Source organism: Moraxella nasibovis (assembly GCF_029581575.1).
GTDB lineage: Bacteria > Pseudomonadota > Gammaproteobacteria > Pseudomonadales > Moraxellaceae > Moraxella > Moraxella nasibovis.
Map to the genome: position 1 here is coordinate 651,917 of NZ_CP089975.1, position 14,965 is coordinate 666,881.

Sequence of the window (14,965 nt, forward strand, 5' to 3'; positions counted from 1 at the left end):
TATTATAGCGTAATTTTGTTATAATTTGCTAATGTTTTTGAACTTGGTTTGATAAAATTGGGAGAAACGCCATGCTAAAAATTTACGGCATTAAAAATTGCAACACCATGAAAAAGTCGTTTGATTTTTTAAATCAAAAAGGCGTTGATTATGAGTTTTTTGATTATAAAAAAGCGGTATTAAGTCAAGATGAATTTGCCAATTTTGTAGCGACTTTTGGTGATAAGGTCATCAACAAGCAAGGTACGACTTATCGTAAATTTGACGATAACACCAAAGTCATCTTGAGCAGTGGCGACATGAGTGCCATGTATGAGATTGTCAAAGCCAACCAAAGCGTGCTAAAACGCCCAATCGTCATGGGTGATGGTGTGGCACTGATTGGCTTTGATGAAGGGGAGTGGGTAGGGGCTTTATAATTATTGATAAATGTTTGTCAATAATACACCTTATGTAGGTTGGGTTGAGCGATAGAGAAACTCAACATATTATTGCAAATCATTGAATTTGTTAGATTTTTTCAAGAAGAGCCTAATATACAACCTACAAAACCGCTCACCCGAAGGCATGACTCAGGGCGATCGGTTTTAGTTAATTTTGAAGTTAATCTATTAAAACCCTTAAACTTCCCTTAAAATCTGCGTACCCACGCCTTCTTCGGTAAAGATTTCAAGCAAACAAGCGTGTGGCACTCGTCCGTCCACGATGGTCGCACTTCTTAGCCCTGCCTTGACTGCGTCCAATGCCCCTGCGATTTTGGGAATCATGCCGCCACTAATCGTACCGTCTGCGATGAGATTATCGACATCGGTGGGGGTTAGTGATGTTAGGACATTGCCTTGTTTATCCAGTACGCCTTTGATGTTGGTGAGTAATAGCAGGCGTTCAGCGTTTAAAAACTCAGCGACTTTACTTGCCACAAGGTCGGCATTGATGTTGTAAGTCTCGCCATTTTCATCCACGCCCAAAGGAGCGATGACAGGAATGAAGTCGCTGGCGATGAGCATATTGATGACTTCGGTATTGACATCGGCAACTTCACCAACAAAGCCCAAATCAATGGGGCTACCATCTTTGTCGGTCATGGCAAGTTTGGTCGCTTTGATGAGATTGGCGTCTTTGCCTGTCAGACCGATGGCTTTGCCACCATGTTTGTTGATGAGATTGACGATGGATTTATTCACCGAACCGCCCAGCACCATTTCCACGACATCCATCGTATCTTTGTCGGTTACTCGCATACCGTCAATGCGGTCGGACTCACGCCCAAGCTCGTTCATGAGATTGTCCACCTGCGGCCCCCCGCCATGCACCACCACAGGGTGAATGCCGACTGTTTTTAGTAGGACAATATCACGAGCAAAAGAGCTTTCTAGCACAGGGTCAGTCATGGCGTTACCGCCATATTTAACCACGATGAGTTTGTCCTTGTATCGCTGGATATAAGGCAAAGCGGTGGTGATGACTTCACTGGTGTGTTTGGCTTCGTCTAGTGTTAGGGATTTGTGTTGCATATTTTTTCCTTAAAATTTTGGCATTATATCATTACCAAACCTTAAAATTGCGACAAATTTGATTTTGAGTGGTAGGGGTGAAATATTTTCGCTCAGTAGGGGCAAATGAGGATTTGCCCCTACAAGTCAGCGGCTCATTTCACCCCAGAGCTACCAAAACCGCCCACGCCACGCTCGCTGATGTCATTAAATTCTGAAACAATCTCAAATTCAGGACGCACCACAGGCACAACCATGTACTGAGCCATGCGTTCGGCAGGATTTAGGGTAAAGTCGGTATCGCTACGATTCCACACCGACACCATCAGCTCGCCTTGATAATCAGCGTCAATCAGCCCCACCAAATTGCCAAGTACAATGCCATGCTTATGCCCAAGTCCAGAGCGTGGCAAAATAATCCCTGCAAAATTGGGGTCGGCGATATAAATGGCAAGCCCTGTGCCGATGAGTTTGGTCTCGCCAGCTTTGATAATCAGAGGCTCATCAATGCACGCACGCAAATCAATGCCTGCCGAGCCATCGGTGGCGCGAGTCGGTAGCGGGAAATTGGGATCGGTGCCGATTTTTGGGTTTAGGATTTTGACTTGGACGGTGTTCATAAAATCGCCTTAATGAGTGTATAAATTGATAAATTATAACCGATTTTTATGCTTTGTCATCATGACAAAACAAATAAATATTGTAAAATGTGTCTTTGCTTGATTTTTATTTTGGCGATTGTGTGTCTTTGCGTTACAATGGCGTATTTTTGGTTGATATTTTTGATTTTTAAAGTTTATAGAGTGATGAAACCATGCTATTAAAAGCGGTGTTGAGTGTTTTTGCGTGTTTATTTTTGGGGCAGGCGATTGTTACGGTGCTAAATTTGCCTTTGCCTGCCAGCGTGATTGGGCTGCTGTTGTTGTTTGGTGCTTTGCAGGTTGGGCTTGTTAGGCTTGAAACGGTGGAAAAACTTGCCAAAGTCATGCTTGATCATTTGGTGCTATTGGTCATTCCTGCGTGTATTTCGATCATGCAGTATTTGGACATCATTGCTGATGATTTGTGGATTTTGGTGGCGGCAACGACCATCAGTACTTTTTTGGTGTTGATTGTTACCGCCAAAAGCTACGATTGGCTTAGAAAATTACAAAAACTGCGAGCAGGTAGGGGGCTTTGATGGTGGAGCAATTGTCTGTTTTAAAAAGCAATCCGTTTTTCTTGCTGTTTGTGATGATTGGCGTGTTTGAGCTGAGTGTGTGGCTAAGACAAAAACTCAAACAACCACTCATCAATCCAACGCTCATCACCACTGTGGGGGTAATTGCGTTTTTAAAATTGTTTGGCATCTCGTGGGCGGATTTTGAAATGGCAAGCTCGCATTTGAGTTTTTGGCTACAACCTGTGGTGGTGTGCATGGCAGTGCCTTTGTATGTACAATGGCAAAAAATCCGCTCGCAGTGGCTACCGATCATCGTCTCACAGGTGGTGGGGTCGATTGTGGGTATTGTCTCTGGGGTGCATCTGGTGCAGGCGATGGGCGGTAGTATGGACAGTATGATTGCGGTGTCTGCCAAGTCAGTTACCATGCCGATCGCCATTGAAGTGATGAATGTGCTGGGCGGCGTGGTGGGCATCAGTGCGGCGACCGTGCTGATTGCAGGCGTGGCAGGGCAAGTGATGGGGGTGTATGTGCTACATCAGGTGCGTGTTCGCCGTGCGATGGCGGTGGGGCTGTCTTTGGGGACGGCATCGCACGCACTAGGCACGGCACGATCTATGCAGATGGGTTCTCGCCATGTGGCTTATGCGACTTTGGGCTTGATTTTAAATGGTATTTTGACGGCGTTTTTAGCACCTGTGATTGTGCCGTGGCTGGTGTAGGGCAGGGATTTAATGAAAAAGATTTTGCTACTGGATATTGAAAATGTGTCCGTCAAAGCCGATGAGATTTTTGCATTTTGTAAAAAGTATCATCGTGTTTATGTCAGTTTTGCCAAAACGCCCGCCATTTTTGCTTTGCAAGACATTGAGCCGTTGATTGCATTATTAAATAAAAAACTGTTTTTGATCTCAATGTCATTTAATAAAAAAAGCAATGGGGCGGATTTTGGTTTGGCGTTTTATGCAGGGCGATTAAGTGGGGAATTTACGCCACAAAAGACTAAATTTTACATTTTATCTGGAGATAGAGACTTTGAGCATATTGCTAAATTATTACAAGATAAGAAATTTACGGTAAAGCAAATCAGTAGAGATGGCTATCGCTTGGATAAAAGTATTGATGATGGTGTGTTGCCTGGCTTGTCAGCATTTAGGGAGAATATTTATTTACATGATGTGAAGCGTCTGTGCGATGTGTGGCATAAATATTGGCACAAGGGTAATCGTCCTGCCAAAATTAAAACTCTAAAGGGCTTTATTTATCAGCAAATTCGTTTGACTGACGAAAGTATTGATGAGATTTTTCGTCTGTTGCAGCAGTATCGCATCATTCAAGTAAATAATACCAAGGTTGCCTTTAATCAACAGAATGTCAAAAGTTGGGCGAAGCTGACCATTGATGAATACGCACCGAAAAAATCTCAGCTTAAAGCTCGCAAACAGGAGCTGGCACTGCCACCAAAAAACGAGCAGATTTTGAGTAATTTGTCTTTGAAGCGATTAAAGGTTATTTGCGATTTGCTAGCTTTGACGCAAATTAAGCCAGATGACTTGCCTTCATTGACAGATTGGCTTAGAGCGAATGTCAATATTGAGCATGAGATTGGCGTGCAAAATGTTGTTCATGTCATGCAGGAGTATTGTGTGATGGAACAGGTGGATGGTCGCATGGTTTTTAACGATGAAGCGGTGGCAAATTGGGCGGCAGTCAATCTGAATTCTGGCAATGATCATTTTGTCCGTATTGATGGTAGATTGTTTATTCGGGCAAAAGTGGATCGTCTAAAAGATCGGATTGCTCAATTGATTGATGATGAGCAAAAAGTGGGTGCTGTGGTTGATGAAAGCGAATACTTGGCGGTTGCTAAGTCCATCTTTCTTGATGAAAGTGATGAATTGTTGATGAAATTGGCAATCCATCAGCGGTGGGTGTCCTTGGTTGATGGTCAGGTTGTGTATGGTGATGTAGTAAATTCTATTCAAAACTAAACAAAGGTTTTTTCGTTCGTGGTGGGCTTGTCGAACCATGACGGAAAGCCGTTCCACCCGAAGACATGGCTTAGGGAGAACGGTTTTTGTACAATTTTTGATATGAAGTGAGTATATTGTTTAACGATGAATATTTGGCTTGCTTAAATGACCTGACTTTACCCACAAAAACACCCCAAAAACCATCTGATCTTTGGGGTGTGGAGATTGCAAAATTAACTCATCAATTTGGCAGTTTTTGTAATGATGCAATGCGATCGTCTAGCGTTGGGTGGCTGCGGAACAGACTGGCAATGCTAAAACCTTGTGATTGACCACTTGAAATGGCAAATGCCTTCATGCTTTCTGGCATTTGGTCTGGGCGAGCATCGCTTGGGCGTAGGGCATTTAGAGCGGCGATCATGTTATCACGACCTGCCAATCTTGCCCCCATTTCATCAGCACGATATTCACGCAGGCGAGAGAACCACATGACGATGGCGCTTGCTAGGATGCCCAGTAAAATGTCCATCACGATGCTCGTGACAAAGTAGCCAATACCAGGGCTGTCACTTTCATTACGGAAAATCGCTCTGTCCACAAAGCTACCAATGATACGAGCAAAGAACATTACAAAGGCATTGACCACGCCTTGAATGAGTGCCAGTGTTACCATGTCGCCATTTGCCACATGACCAATCTCATGCGCCAAGACCGCTTCTACTTCTTCGGCGGTCATGGTGTGCAAAAGACCTGTGGATACCGCCACCAAAGCGTTGTTTTTATTCCAGCCAGTCGCAAAGGCGTTTGGCTGAGCGTTGTCAAAAATACCTACTTCTGGCATACCGATGCCCACAGCCTTAGCTTGTTTGGCGACGGTATCCACCAGCCACTGCTCAGTGCCGTTTCTTGGGGTTTCAATGACGACCGTGCCTGTGGATTTTTTTGCCATCCATTTTGACAAAAACAGCGAGATGATCGAGCCAATCATACCATACAGCAGACACATCACCGCAAGGCTGGTGTAGTTCAAACCACCCGCACCATGCACTCCGCCTAAGCCAAAGACGCTGGATAGGATACTAAATACGATACTAAATACGACCAAAACCGCTATGTTGGTTAATAAAAACAAACCAATTCGCATCATGGGCTACATTTCCTTTTAAAAAAACTCCGTTATCAAAACGGTAAATTAAACCAGTAATTCAATCAGTAATTCACGGATAAATCATCCGTGTGACTGTGGCTATTATAAGGCTTATTTAAAAAAATAAAAGCATTTGGACGCTATTGCCACAAAAAATAACAATTTAACCTAAAATTAGCCCAAAATCATACAAGCCATCGAAAAAACTCACTTGGCAGATGGTATTAAAAATCAAAACCATAAAAAACCAAGTGAGTGAGCTTTGCTATTTGTGTTAGCTTTGCTATTTGCGTTATTTGCTTTGATTGATATAGACTTTGCCAGCCGCCTGCGACAAAGTAGGCGTCTTTGGCGTGCTGTCGGCAAACACTTGTGTTGGTGTGGCGGTGGTTTGAGTATCGACATTCATTGCCAGTTGATAATTTGAGCGGTTTAGGTTAGCGTCGTTGGCATATAGTGTCTGATAGCGGCTATTGACCTTGCGCACATAGTTGCGAGTTTCTTTGAATGGTGGAATGCCGCCATAGCGACGCACATTAGCATGACCGGCGTTGTAAGCGGCGATGATGTGATCTCGGTTGGAGAATCTTTGGCTAAGCCATGCGATGTATTTGACGCCGCCTTCGATGTTTTGCGCAGGGTCAAAGGCGTTATACACGCCCATGTCTCGTGCCGTACCCGGCATGAGCTGCATCAAGCCTTGCGCACCAACTGGTGAGACGGCATGGGGGTTGAAAGAGGATTCGGTGTGCATGATCGCTTTGACGAGTGCAGGATCGACACCATGACGGTTTGCTGATTGCAAAATCAAGGCGTCATAAGTGCTGTTGTTGATGGTGCCGATGTTTTGGCTGTACTGCGAAGTGGCAGCTGGCGTGCGCTGGACAGTGGTTTTGATGCCAAAATGAATGTCGGAATCATAATAGCCGCCGCTGACATGTGCAAATTTGCTGGTGCCGCTGCCGTTTTGTGTGATGGTCGTCAAAAGCTTGCCATCGATGACTTGGGCGGCCATCGTTGAGGTCAAAGCGGTCAAAAGAAACAAGGGTAGTGCGGTAATTTTTTTCATAATTCATGGTGCTTTGGCGAGCTGATCGTTGTGTCAGATCGCCAAAAGCCTGTCAATTTAAAATATCGTTAAAATATCGTTAAAATATCGTTAAAATATCGGTTTAAAAATATCGGTTGAGTTGAATGTTTGCCAAACAAGCCAAATGGTTTTTTAAGTACGACAATTAAGTGCGCCAAGCGGATTTGCGGCAAAATTTCACGCATTATACCTAAGCTTATATCCAGTGTTTTTGCTTGATTGTTGGTAATTGGTAACCATTGTGGCGGTAGATTTTAGCGCTTGACACATATTTGCTTGTACACACTTGGTGCGACATTGATAAAACCAAAACTTAGCAAATCACAAGCATCACATAATCATCATATGCGCATTAAAATGGGCTTAAAACGCCGCCATCTTTACTATGTGGGGACATTGAACAAAAAAACAAGGGCAGATGTGGATCTGCCCTTAAATTGGTAATTTGGTAATAAAATGGGAATGAATGGCAATTCACTCCCACTTGATTGATGCTATTTAAAATGACTGCATCATAAAGTCTTGGCTGGGACTGTCATAAGGCGATGTTTAAGCGCCATAAGAGGTAAAGCGCTCTTCAATCGGTGCAAAGGTTTTTTCGCCAGCAGGTGCTTCAATGCCGCCAAATACCAGCTGTGCACGCAGTTTCCAAGAGGCGGGAATGTTCCAAGTTTTCGCCACCGCCTCGTCAATCACAGGATTGTAGTGCTGCAAGTTTGCGCCGACTTGTACGGTTGCCAAAGTTGTCCACAGGGCGTATTGAATCATGGCGTTGGCATGGTCTGCCCACACAGGGAAATTGTCCGCATAGCTTGGAAATTGCGCCTGCAAGCCTTCAACGACGCTCATGTCTTCAAACAAAAGCACCGTGCCTGCGGCGGCTTTGAACATATTGATTTTGTCATTGGTCGGCTCAAAATTCTCAGCAGGCACGATGGCACGCAGCGCCTCTCGAGTCAGCTCCCACAGTTTGTCGTGTTCGGCGCCATGCAAAACGACAAGGCGGCTAGACTGCGAGTTGAATGATGATGGCGTGTGCAGTACGGCGTGCTTGACGATTTCATCGACTTCTTTGGCGCTGATTGGCAGCTCTTTGTTCAAGGCGTAAATAGAGCGGCGAAGTTCAGCGGCTTGTTGTAGGGTTTTGTAAGTCATGAGGACTCCTTGGTTTGGGTGAATTTGTGCAAATCTGCTTTTAAAAATATCGACTTAAAGCCATTATAACCGTAAAATCTTGGGAAACAAGTGGCTTTTTGTTGATGAATCATTTCTTAATAAGAAAAGATAAGCCAATTTATGCTATAATTATTTAAAATTTACTTAATTTTCTTAAAAAGCTTAATTTACTTAACTTAATTTACTTCAAAAGACAGACGGTGCAATGTGGATACTTTAAAAAGCATAGAGGTGTTTCATCAGGTGGTGCAGCAGGGCAGCTTTACTAAGGCGGCACAGGCGTTAGACATCTCGGTGGCGATGGCGAGTAAGCATCTGGCGCATTTAGAAAGCACGCTTGGTGCTAAGCTTTTGCAGCGCAACAGCCGCAGCATCCATCTGACCGAGGCAGGCGCGCGTTATCATGCGGCATCTACCCATGCGCTTGATGTGCTGGATAATGCCAAACAGCAGGCATCTGGCATGGCGACGACGCCACAAGGTGAGCTAAAAATCACCATGCCCCGCTGGTTTGCCAATGCCAAAGTGGCGGGCTACTTGGCGGAGTTTAGCCAGCTGTATCCAAACATTGTGCTGAATCTGTCGCTGTCAAATCAGCTGGTCGATCTGGTGGCAGAAGGCTTTGATCTGGCGCTTAGATTGACTCATGAGCCCAAGCCATCACTCATTGCAAGACCGCTTGGGCATATGTCGTTTTACCTGATGGCAAGCAAGGATTATTTGGCACGCCATGGCACACCCACCACGCCAGATGAGCTCAATACACATCAAGGCGTGCTGCCCACCTATGTCAAGATGTCTGAACTCACCGTGCGCCACCGCCATGACGGCAGTAAGCACAGCATACACCCCAAGGCGGTGATACTCTCCAATGACACGCCGATGAATGCCGAGCTCATCCGTGCTGGCATGGGTGTGGGCTATCTGCCAAGCTGGGTGGCGGAGGAGTATAGCGTGCAAGGCGAGATGGTGCGACTCCTTGAAGACTATGACATTTTGTCGGTGCCATTATATGCAGTGTATGTGGATCGAGCGTTTTTGAGTGCCAAAGTGCGGGCGTTCATTGATTTTTGGGTGGAAAAATGCACAAAAGATGCGCTTTTGTTGCAAGATGCTGAACATGCGTCATTGCTGAAATAAAATAAGTTGTGTGGGGTGGGGAAGAGCCTGTTATTTTTGGTGTAACTCATTGATTTTGTTGGATTTAAAGCTTAACACACCCTACGACCATCTTTATAGATAAGTCTATTCTACAAAATAAGAATTTTGGTGGAAATGGCGATGATCAATACGCACCTTGCAGGCTAAACGGATGATTAAAACAGCTCCGTCTGCTCACTTGCCAGCATCGTCCGCATGGGGTTAAAGCTTTTGCGATGCTCTGGGAGTATGCCGTATTCTGTGATGGCTTGTCGGTGGGCTTTGCTGGCATAGCCTTTATGTTTGTCAATGTGATAATCAGGATAGATGTTGGCAAATTCGTTCATGGCGGTGTCACGATGCACCTTGGCTAGGATACTGGCACAGGCGACGCTGCTGTGAATGCCATCGCCTTTAATGAGCGTCTGAATGCAAGATTGATGACCCGCAAAGGCGGCGGACAGTGTCGGTGCAGCATTGCCGTCGATGATGACGCAGGTGTGCTCAGGGGTGATATTATTAAGTTTTATTAAACTTTCAATGGCAAGTCTCATGCCTAGCAATGTCGCTTGATAGATGTCGATGGCATCGATGATGTGCGCAGGAATATCAACGATGGCGTAGCTTTGGCTGATTTTTCGGATGGTATCGTATGCCAAAGCTCGCTTCTTGGCGGAGAGTTTTTTGCTGTCATTGATGGTGGCGATCGGCGTGCCGACCAAGTCAATCAAGCCAAATTCACCCGTCAAGGCAGCATCCAAAATCACCGCAGCCACTGTCATCTGACCAAATAACGAGCCACGACCCACTTCATCAACGCCAATGACGACGACATCTGATCTGATTGGGTGATTTTGATGTGAGTGAATGGTGCAGGCGTGGACATGGCTGTCTTGGGTGTGGGCTTTCATGAGCGTGTGCTGGCGGTTGATGACTGAAAATGCGTGAGTACGGCGAAGGCAGCGTCTGTTTGCGCTTGTTGTAGCTGGGAGACAGTGCGGGCAAGGTGCTGCTGCTGAATTTGTAGATTATTTAAAATATTTAAAGCGGTATTGGCGATGTTGCTTGGGGTTGCTTCTTGTTGGATTAGCTCCGGCACGATGGCAGAGCCAGTTTGCGCCATCGCTAAGATGTTTGGCAAAGCGACATAAGGAATCTTAATAAGGTGCTTGGCAATGGCGTAGGTGAGAGCATTGACCTTATAGACCACCACCATGGGCGCTTGTAACATTAAGGCTTCAAGTGTCGCCGTGCCACTTGCCAAAATCGTCAAGGCGCTCACCTGCATGGCATACTGACTGGCGGTATAGCCATCGTCAAACTCATGCGACTGCTGCCAGTCCTTTGGTGTAAAAATCTGCAAACGGCTTGCCAGCTGCGGTGCGTGCGATTCAATCAGTGTCTCAACCAAGGCTTTATGCTCGTCTTTGGCGAGTGGAAGGATTGCTTTAAGTGATTGATTTTTCTTGTATAATTTTTCAAAACTTGCCAATAAAGTCGGTAAAATGGCTCTCATCTCGCCCACTCTCGACCCTGCCATCAAGCACAGCGTGTCAGCACGGCGAGCAAATCCTTTTGGGCGTAAAGAGCGAATCAAAGGATGACCGATGCACACCGCAGGGTGCTGATGCTTGGCATAGACAGGCAGTTCAAAAGGAAATAAACACAGCACTAAGTCAGTGGACGCCTTGATGCCATGAATGCGATTTTCACGCCACGCCCAGATGCTCGGGCTCACCATCTGCACGCAAAACACGCCTTTGGGTTTTAATGCCTTGCCCAGCCTTAGGTTAAAATCTGGCGCATCAATCCCAACAAAAATGTCGATGTTTTGACGGTCAAATTCCGCCAAAATCTCACGCTTGGCACGCAATAAATCAGGCAAGTGCTTGACGACTTCGCTTAGCCCCATGACCGACAGACGGCTCATGTCGATGATGGAGGTCAAGCCTGCCTGTCTCATCTTTTCGCCGCCCACGCCCACCCAGCGCACCTGTGGATGGAGGCGTTGCATTTGGCGCATGAAGTCTGCACCCAAAGCATCGCCTGAGATTTCGCCTGCGACAATGCCGATGTTTAAGGTATTTTTGGTCATGAATGCTCCTAAAAATCATCTGTGCTTATTGTACGAATTTCCCACCAAGCTTGCAAATCTATTCTTGAATTTTGGGCAATGACTTGCTGATGGTGGCAAATTTTCATTGAATTAAATAAGTTATAGTTATGATGTAATAAATAAAAATAATAAATAATACCTTTTTTATCAAAATAAACCATTTTTCATTGTGTGAGAATTTTGCCATAATATGTCTCATAAGTTTTTTCTTATGGGCTAATTGGAGTTTTTATGAAACTGATTACAGCAATCATCAAACCTTTCAAACTTGACGATGTGCGTGAATCTTTGACCACCATCGACGTGCATGGCATGACCATCACTGAGGTGAAAGGCTTTGGAAGGCAAAAGGGTCATGCTGAGATGTATCGTGGCGCTGAATATGTGATTGATTTTTTACCAAAAATCAAAATTGAGCTTGTGGTGAGCGATGCGCTGGCAGAGGAAGTGGTGCGCATCATTGCTGAGGCGGCGCATACGGGCAAGATTGGTGATGGCAAGATTTTTGTGCAGCAGGTTGATGAGATTGTGCGTATTCGCACAGGCGAGATGGGCGACATGGCGCTATAAAGGCGGCAATAAAGGCAGAATTTAACCTTAAAAACCTTAATAAATCAAACATTTGGGTAATGTGGAGTAATGTCATGAACAGATGGGCTAATAGACTGGGTATGACTGCGGTCATGTCGATGAGCGCTTTGCCAATGATGGCGCTGGCTGACGAGGGTGTGCTCGACACAGGCGATACGGCGTGGGTGCTGGTGGCGACGGCTTTGGTGCTTATGATGACTTTGCCGGGGCTTGCGCTGTTTTATGCGGGCATGGTAAGAAAAAAGAACATCTTATCCACCATGATGCACAGCTATGGTGCGGCGGCGGTGGTGTCGGTGCTGTGGGTGGTCGTCGGCTATTCATTGGCGTTTTCTGAGGGTGGTATGAATGCCTTTGTGGGCGGCTTTGCCAATACCATGCTGTCAGGCATTGGGCTTGATGACATCAGCGGCACCATTCCGACCGTGTTATTTGTGATTTTTCAGCTCACTTTTGCGGTGATTGCGGTGGCGATCTTGGCAGGATCATTGGCTGAACGCATTAAATTTGGCGCATTTTTGTGGTTCTCGGCTGCTTGGGTGCTGCTCGTGTACGCACCGATCTGCCACTGGGTGTGGGGCGGCGGCTGGCTGACTGGCGATGCGCTAGACTTTGCAGGCGGTACGGTGGTGCACATCAATGCTGGTGTGGCAGGTCTTGTATTGGCGGCGCTTTTGGGTAAGCGTGCCGACTACGGCAAGGGCAACTTAGCACCGGCAAACTTGTCATTGACCTTGATTGGTGCAGGTCTTGTGTGGGTGGGTTGGTTTGGCTTTAATGGCGGCTCGGCTCTGGGTGCAAATGGCGGTGCGGCGATGGCACTGGTGGTGTCACAAGTGGCAGCGGCGATCGGTGCGCTGGCTTGGATGCTGTGTGAATATCTGGTACGCCAAAAAGCATCAGCCCTAGGCGGCGCATCAGGTGCGATCGCAGGCTTGGTAGGCATCACGCCAGCAGCAGGCTTTGTGGATGTCGCAGGCGCGCTTGCCATCGGCGCACTCACTGCCATCGCTTGCTTTGTGATGATTCATTATGGCAAGCACCGCTTAGGCATCGATGACAGCCTAGATGCCTTTGGCTTGCATGGTGTGGGCGGTATCGTCGGTGCGGTATTGACAGGTGTCTTTGTCAGCACCAGCATCTATCCAGACGCTGCCAATGTCAGCATGGCGACCCAGCTGTGGCTACAAATCGAAGGCGTGCTTGCCACCATCGCTTACTGCGCTGTCATGACCGCCATCATCGGTCTTGTCATCAAACACACCATCGGTCTGCGTGTCAATGCTGAGGACGAATATCGAGGGCTTGATTTGGCGGTGCATGGCGAGAAAATTGCCGACTGATAAAACAGATAAAGCATTCATCAGGCAAAATAAAAATCGTACGGGCGGTCAAGTCCGTACGATTTTTTATAAGTCTGCCTTACTCGCCCATCTTTTTACGCTTTAATAGCACCAAAACCGCACCATTACCGCCGTCATTGGCAGGGGCGGAGACGAACGCCATCACATCGCTGATTTGGCGTAGCCAGCCATTGACGCAGGTCTTGATGATGGCGTCCGTGCCTTTGCCGTGAACGATTTTGACGACAGTTTCACCATTTTTGAGTGCATTTGCGATGATGGTCTGTACTGCCGTGCGAGCGTCTTCGATGCTGGTACCGTGCAGATCCACCGCATCGTACCAGCGAAGTTTGCCTTGTTTTAATTGTTCAAAAACTTTGTTTTGTAGGGTGGGGTTTTTGTAGCTCAAAAACGCTTCGCCTGCCACTGGGTTTAGTAGGGCTTGCATGTCTGACAAATTCGCCCCAGGCAGCTCTTCGCCCCCTTCGGCATTGGCGCGGCGAAATAGGGCGGTGGGGTCTTTGGGGTCGGTTTTGATGCGATGATTGACCGATTTTTCATGTTTTAGGGGGCTGACACCGCTCATCGCTTGCATGAACAGCACTTTGTCTTCGTCAATGCCTTCGTGGTTAAAGCGTTTGACTTGACTGGCAACTTCTTTTTTGCCCATCACGGCAGAGCTGGTGGGTTTGCCGTTGTGGTCGGTGCTGTGTGTGGATTTACCGCTCAGCTCTTTTAATTGTGCTTGAAAATCTTTGGAAAGTAGGTCTTTAAAAGTAGTCATCATCGTTCTCGGTAAAAAAATGCCGTTATTATATCATCAATTTACCTGTTTGGCTTTTTTGTCTTTTAAGATGGGAATGATGGTGGATAGCATCGCCGCCCCAATCACCAGCACGCTACCAAAGGCAGTAAGATCAGTCATGCGTTCGCCCAAAAACGCAAAGGCAATCATCACGCCCAGCACAGGCTCGAGACTGATGAGCATACCACTGATGTGGGCAGGGGTTTTGTTGAGTCCCAAATTCCATAATTTATAAGCCAGCCAGCTACAGCACACGCCCAGATAAATCGTGGCAAACAGCCCAAGCCAGCTAAATTCAATGTGCCAATCTTTGATTAACACGAGCGAAAACGGCAGGGCAAGCAGTGAACCTTTGACCAAGATGGCGGCGGTGTAGATTTTGTTGTCCATCTGGCTCATCACGGCTTTGGAGGCGTGAATGCTTAGGGCAAATCCTGCCCCTGCGATGAACACCAGTAGTAGCCCAAACAAATCCACCGCCCCATCGTTTTGTGAGCCAAGCACCAGTAGGATAATGCCAATCAGGGCAACAAGGCTAAGTAGCCAATCAAACCACGCTACTTTTTGCCCAAAGACCAAAAACCCCACAATGAGTACCAAAATTGGCTCTGTGCCAATGACCACCACCGCACTGGACGCCGAAGTGTAGGACAGCCCCATAAACTGCATTAAAATGCCGATGGGAAACATCAAAAACGAAATGCCCCAAAGTTTTTTGGTTAGGGATTTGTCAATGCTTTTGCGTGTTTTTAGAAAAAAGGGCAGAACAATCATCATTGCGATAAAAAAGCGAAGTTGAGTCGCAAGGGCTGGGTCAAACATGGTGTAGGCATATTTGCCTGCGGTAAAAGACGATGCCCAGATGAATAGGGCGATGATGATGTAGAGCATGGTTTATCCTTTGAATAAAAAATCGTCTGATGTGCTGA

16 protein-coding genes are annotated in these 14,965 nt (G+C 46.5%); 7 read left to right on the forward strand and 9 right to left on the reverse strand.

Annotated features, from left to right (window positions below):
• Positions 1-71: 71 nt before the first annotated feature.
• Complete coding sequence (locus LU290_RS02985) at positions 72-419, forward strand: arsenate reductase family protein (protein WP_277809077.1); 348 nt, start codon at positions 72-74, stop codon at positions 417-419.
• 201 nt (positions 420-620) lie between these two features.
• On the opposite strand, the gene argB is transcribed toward LU290_RS02985, so the two are convergent.
• Together argB and dut are read right to left on the reverse strand one after the other, a co-directional pair.
• Entirely contained in the window at positions 621-1,514 is an 894-nt protein-coding gene (gene argB, locus LU290_RS02990) for an acetylglutamate kinase (RefSeq protein WP_277809078.1), read from the reverse strand.
• A gap of 134 nt (positions 1,515-1,648) precedes the next feature.
• On the reverse strand, positions 1,649-2,113 hold the full coding sequence (dut, locus tag LU290_RS02995) for a dUTP diphosphatase (protein WP_277809079.1): 465 nt from the start codon (positions 2,111-2,113) through the stop codon (positions 1,649-1,651).
• 194 nt (positions 2,114-2,307) lie between these two features.
• Between dut and LU290_RS03000 the strand changes: the two genes are divergently transcribed.
• The 3 genes from LU290_RS03000 to LU290_RS03010 are packed head-to-tail and all read left to right on the forward strand — an operon-like array spanning position 2,308 to position 4,646.
• Positions 2,308-2,673 carry a CidA/LrgA family protein gene (locus LU290_RS03000; RefSeq protein WP_277809080.1) on the forward strand — a complete coding sequence of 122 codons (366 nt, stop codon included), beginning with the start codon at positions 2,308-2,310 and terminating at the stop codon, positions 2,671-2,673.
• Between the two features lie 11 nt (positions 2,674-2,684).
• The gene (locus LU290_RS03005) at positions 2,685-3,377 is read left to right on the forward strand and encodes an LrgB family protein (RefSeq protein WP_277809081.1); all 693 of its coding nucleotides are present in this window, start codon (positions 2,685-2,687) and stop codon (positions 3,375-3,377) included.
• A 12-nt stretch (positions 3,378-3,389) separates the two neighbouring features.
• Entirely contained in the window at positions 3,390-4,646 is a 1,257-nt protein-coding gene (locus tag LU290_RS03010) for a PIN domain-containing protein (protein ID WP_277809082.1), read from the forward strand.
• Between the two features lie 223 nt (positions 4,647-4,869).
• Here the strand turns inward: LU290_RS03010 and htpX are convergent, their stop codons facing one another.
• The 3 genes from htpX to LU290_RS03025 all read right to left on the reverse strand — a co-directional run bounded on the left by htpX (position 4,870) and on the right by LU290_RS03025 (position 8,020).
• A complete protein-coding gene (gene htpX, locus LU290_RS03015) occupies positions 4,870-5,775 on the reverse strand; it encodes a protease HtpX (RefSeq protein WP_277809083.1) in 906 nt (301 codons plus the stop codon).
• 292 nt (positions 5,776-6,067) lie between these two features.
• Positions 6,068-6,844, reverse strand: coding sequence for a lytic transglycosylase domain-containing protein (locus tag LU290_RS03020; RefSeq protein ID WP_277809084.1), 777 nt, complete (start codon positions 6,842-6,844; stop codon positions 6,068-6,070).
• Between the two features lie 570 nt (positions 6,845-7,414).
• Positions 7,415-8,020, reverse strand: coding sequence for a nitroreductase family protein (locus tag LU290_RS03025; RefSeq protein WP_277809085.1), 606 nt, complete (start codon positions 8,018-8,020; stop codon positions 7,415-7,417).
• A gap of 228 nt (positions 8,021-8,248) precedes the next feature.
• On the opposite strand from LU290_RS03025, the gene LU290_RS03030 reads away from it, so the two are divergent.
• Complete coding sequence (locus tag LU290_RS03030) at positions 8,249-9,181, forward strand: LysR family transcriptional regulator (RefSeq protein WP_277809086.1); 933 nt, start codon at positions 8,249-8,251, stop codon at positions 9,179-9,181.
• 176 nt (positions 9,182-9,357) lie between these two features.
• Here LU290_RS03030 and rnhB read toward each other — a convergent pair whose 3' ends face one another.
• Both rnhB and lpxB read right to left on the reverse strand, forming a co-directional pair.
• On the reverse strand, positions 9,358-10,092 hold the full coding sequence (gene rnhB, locus LU290_RS03035; protein WP_277809087.1) for a ribonuclease HII: 735 nt from the start codon (positions 10,090-10,092) through the stop codon (positions 9,358-9,360).
• Positions 10,089-11,276, reverse strand: coding sequence for a lipid-A-disaccharide synthase (gene lpxB, locus LU290_RS03040; RefSeq protein WP_277809088.1), 1,188 nt, complete (start codon positions 11,274-11,276; stop codon positions 10,089-10,091). Before lpxB ends, rnhB begins: the two co-directional genes overlap by 4 nt.
• Before the next feature lie 252 nt (positions 11,277-11,528).
• Here lpxB and LU290_RS03045 point away from each other — a divergent pair, with 252 nt between their 5' ends.
• Positions 11,529-11,867, forward strand: a complete 339-nt coding sequence (locus tag LU290_RS03045; protein WP_277809089.1) for a P-II family nitrogen regulator — start codon at positions 11,529-11,531, stop codon at positions 11,865-11,867.
• Positions 11,868-11,968: 101 nt separating this feature from the next.
• Positions 11,969-13,231: an ammonium transporter gene (locus LU290_RS03050; protein ID WP_370688551.1), complete on the forward strand. Its 1,263-nt coding sequence runs from the start codon at positions 11,969-11,971 to the stop codon at positions 13,229-13,231.
• 79 nt (positions 13,232-13,310) lie between these two features.
• Here LU290_RS03050 and LU290_RS03055 read toward each other — a convergent pair whose 3' ends face one another.
• Both LU290_RS03055 and LU290_RS03060 read right to left on the reverse strand, forming a co-directional pair.
• A complete protein-coding gene (locus tag LU290_RS03055; RefSeq protein ID WP_277809090.1) occupies positions 13,311-14,018 on the reverse strand; it encodes a Smr/MutS family protein in 708 nt (235 codons plus the stop codon).
• 33 nt (positions 14,019-14,051) lie between these two features.
• The gene (locus LU290_RS03060) at positions 14,052-14,927 is read right to left on the reverse strand and encodes a DMT family transporter (protein ID WP_277809091.1); all 876 of its coding nucleotides are present in this window, start codon (positions 14,925-14,927) and stop codon (positions 14,052-14,054) included.
• Between the last annotated feature and the right edge of the window lie 38 nt (positions 14,928-14,965).

What these genes read in the sequence shown, in the direction of transcription:
- LU290_RS03060 (WP_277809091.1), bottom strand. Translation starts at nt 14,927, where the DNA reads ATGCTCTACATCATCATCGCCCTATTCATCTGGGCATCGTCTTTTACC.
- dut (WP_277809079.1), bottom strand. Translation starts at nt 2,113, where the DNA reads ATGAACACCGTCCAAGTCAAAATCCTAAACCCAAAAATCGGCACCGAT.
- LU290_RS02985 (WP_277809077.1), top strand. Translation starts at nt 72, where the DNA reads ATGCTAAAAATTTACGGCATTAAAAATTGCAACACCATGAAAAAGTCG.
- LU290_RS03000 (WP_277809080.1), top strand. Translation starts at nt 2,308, where the DNA reads ATGCTATTAAAAGCGGTGTTGAGTGTTTTTGCGTGTTTATTTTTGGGG.
- LU290_RS03025 (WP_277809085.1), bottom strand. Translation starts at nt 8,020, where the DNA reads ATGACTTACAAAACCCTACAACAAGCCGCTGAACTTCGCCGCTCTATT.
- rnhB (WP_277809087.1), bottom strand. Translation starts at nt 10,092, where the DNA reads ATGAAAGCCCACACCCAAGACAGCCATGTCCACGCCTGCACCATTCAC.
- LU290_RS03055 (WP_277809090.1), bottom strand. Translation starts at nt 14,018, where the DNA reads ATGATGACTACTTTTAAAGACCTACTTTCCAAAGATTTTCAAGCACAA.
- LU290_RS03020 (WP_277809084.1), bottom strand. Translation starts at nt 6,844, where the DNA reads ATGAAAAAAATTACCGCACTACCCTTGTTTCTTTTGACCGCTTTGACC.
- LU290_RS03045 (WP_277809089.1), top strand. Translation starts at nt 11,529, where the DNA reads ATGAAACTGATTACAGCAATCATCAAACCTTTCAAACTTGACGATGTG.
- lpxB (WP_277809088.1), bottom strand. Translation starts at nt 11,276, where the DNA reads ATGACCAAAAATACCTTAAACATCGGCATTGTCGCAGGCGAAATCTCA.
- argB (WP_277809078.1), bottom strand. Translation starts at nt 1,514, where the DNA reads ATGCAACACAAATCCCTAACACTAGACGAAGCCAAACACACCAGTGAA.
- LU290_RS03010 (WP_277809082.1), top strand. Translation starts at nt 3,390, where the DNA reads ATGAAAAAGATTTTGCTACTGGATATTGAAAATGTGTCCGTCAAAGCC.
- htpX (WP_277809083.1), bottom strand. Translation starts at nt 5,775, where the DNA reads ATGATGCGAATTGGTTTGTTTTTATTAACCAACATAGCGGTTTTGGTC.
- LU290_RS03050 (WP_370688551.1), top strand. Translation starts at nt 11,969, where the DNA reads ATGACTGCGGTCATGTCGATGAGCGCTTTGCCAATGATGGCGCTGGCT.